This window comes from Vibrio sp. 10N.286.48.B8 (assembly GCF_003050085.1).
In the GTDB taxonomy this organism is placed as follows: Bacteria; Pseudomonadota; Gammaproteobacteria; order Enterobacterales; family Vibrionaceae; genus Vibrio; species Vibrio crassostreae.
Genome location: NZ_PIGD01000051.1, coordinates 1 through 2,278, shown reverse-complemented (window position 1 = coordinate 2,278; position 2,278 = coordinate 1). Strand labels below are relative to the sequence as shown.

Annotated in this window: 5 tRNA genes and 2 rRNA genes; all 7 read right to left on the bottom strand. The window is 48.6% G+C overall.

Annotation, left to right across the window (positions count from 1 at the left end):
• A 23S ribosomal RNA gene (locus CWO08_RS23730) occupies positions 1–236 on the bottom strand; the annotation flags it as partial.
• A gap of 343 nt (positions 237–579) precedes the next feature.
• Positions 580–655: transfer RNA gene (locus CWO08_RS23725), tRNA-Val, on the bottom strand.
• A 64-nt stretch (positions 656–719) separates the two neighbouring features.
• Positions 720–795: transfer RNA gene (locus tag CWO08_RS23720), tRNA-Ala, on the bottom strand.
• A gap of 25 nt (positions 796–820) precedes the next feature.
• Positions 821–896: transfer RNA gene (locus tag CWO08_RS23715), tRNA-Val, on the bottom strand.
• A gap of 32 nt (positions 897–928) precedes the next feature.
• Positions 929–1,004, bottom strand: a tRNA-Lys gene (locus CWO08_RS23710).
• Between the two features lie 2 nt (positions 1,005–1,006).
• Positions 1,007–1,082: transfer RNA gene (locus CWO08_RS23705), tRNA-Glu, on the bottom strand.
• A 124-nt stretch (positions 1,083–1,206) separates the two neighbouring features.
• Positions 1,207–2,278 (bottom strand): 16S ribosomal RNA (locus CWO08_RS23700); the annotation flags it as partial.

The following is a 2,278-nucleotide window of genomic DNA, read 5'->3' as shown; positions in this document are numbered from 1 at the left end:
CGGAATCTCGGTTGATTTCTCTTCCTCGGGGTACTTAGATGTTTCAGTTCCCCCGGTTTGCCTCCTGTTGCTATGTATTCACAACAGGATACGTGCTTATGCACGTGGGTTTCCCCATTCAGAAATCCCAGACTCAAAAGGTTATTACTACCTAATCTGGGCTTATCGCAAGTTATTACGTCTTTCATCGCCTCTGACTGCCAAGGCATCCACCGTGTACGCTTAGTCACTTAACCATACAACCCGAAAGGGTTTCTATTTGCTTTCACTTTAAAAAGTGAAGACAAATAATCGTATGGCAACTAACCAAGGTTTTTGGTTGTCATTAAGAAGGGTTAATTCTCAATGACTGTTTGCCGGACTCAATGTGATTCAAACAAGTTTGAATCGAATACAAGACACTTGAATGTGTTTGTTGTGTTTACCATAAAGGTAAACATTGAGAACTTTTAAATTTGATTGAATTACTCGTAAGTAAATCAATCAGTCAGCTTTCCAAATTGTTAAAGAGCAAGAGTTTTTCAAGTTTTAAACTTTCAAAACCATTTTTAAAAACTCTCCGAGGAGAATGCTTAAAGATGGTGGGCGATACCGGGCTCGAACCAGTGACCCCCTGCTTGTAAGGCAGGTGCTCTCCCAACTGAGCTAATCGCCCATAAAGTTTTCTTTTGTCTTCACTTTTTAAAAAGTGAAAATAAAAGCCATTCTTATGGAAGGAATGGTGGAGCTATGCGGGATCGAACCGCAGACCTCCTGCGTGCAAGGCAGGCGCTCTCCCAGCTGAGCTATAGCCCCATATTTTTATTTCCTTGGGAGGAAATGGTGGGCGATACCGGGCTCGAACCAGTGACCCCCTGCTTGTAAGGCAGGTGCTCTCCCAACTGAGCTAATCGCCCACGATAGTTTTAATTCCTTCGCGGAGAAAGAATGGTGGGTCGTGCAGGATTCGAACCTGCGACCAATTGATTAAAAGTCAACTGCTCTACCAACTGAGCTAACGACCCAATGGTATCCCGTAGGGGAGTCGAACCCCTGTTACCGCCGTGAAAGGGCGGTGTCCTAGGCCTCTAGACGAACGGGACACTGCTAATTCATCTCCACTTTAAAAAGTAGAAACAAACTTCGAAGAACCTTGGGAGTTCTTCATCTCTTTGCTTTTCTAAACCTAATCAATCTGTGTGGGTACTCATCGTGGATATCTTCGTATAAGGAGGTGATCCAGCCCCAGGTTCCCCTAGGGCTACCTTGTTACGACTTCACCCCAGTCATGAACCACAAAGTGGTGAGCGTCCTCCCCGAAAGGTTAAACTACCCACTTCTTTTGCAGCCCACTCCCATGGTGTGACGGGCGGTGTGTACAAGGCCCGGGAACGTATTCACCGTGACATTCTGATTCACGATTACTAGCGATTCCGACTTCATGGAGTCGAGTTGCAGACTCCAATCCGGACTACGACGCACTTTTTGGGATTCGCTCACTATCGCTAGCTTGCTGCCCTCTGTATGCGCCATTGTAGCACGTGTGTAGCCCTACTCGTAAGGGCCATGATGACTTGACGTCGTCCCCACCTTCCTCCGGTTTATCACCGGCAGTCTCCCTGGAGTTCCCGACATTACTCGCTGGCAAACAAGGATAAGGGTTGCGCTCGTTGCGGGACTTAACCCAACATTTCACAACACGAGCTGACGACAGCCATGCAGCACCTGTCTCAGAGCTCCCGAAGGCACACCTGCGTCTCCGCTGGCTTCTCTGGATGTCAAGAGTAGGTAAGGTTCTTCGCGTTGCATCGAATTAAACCACATGCTCCACCGCTTGTGCGGGCCCCCGTCAATTCATTTGAGTTTTAATCTTGCGACCGTACTCCCCAGGCGGTCTACTTAACGCGTTAGCTCCGAAAGCCACGGCTCAAGGCCACAACCTCCAAGTAGACATCGTTTACGGCGTGGACTACCAGGGTATCTAATCCTGTTTGCTCCCCACGCTTTCGCATCTGAGTGTCAGTATCTGTCCAGGGGGCCGCCTTCGCCACTGGTATTCCTTCAGATCTCTACGCATTTCACCGCTACACCTGAAATTCTACCCCCCTCTACAGTACTCTAGTTCACCAGTTTCAAATGCAGTTCCGAGGTTGAGCCCCGGGCTTTCACATCTGACTTAATGAACCACCTGCATGCGCTTTACGCCCAGTAATTCCGATTAACGCTCGCACCCTCCGTATTACCGCGGCTGCTGGCACGGAGTTAGCCGGTGCTTCTTCTGTTGCTAACGTCAAGAGAT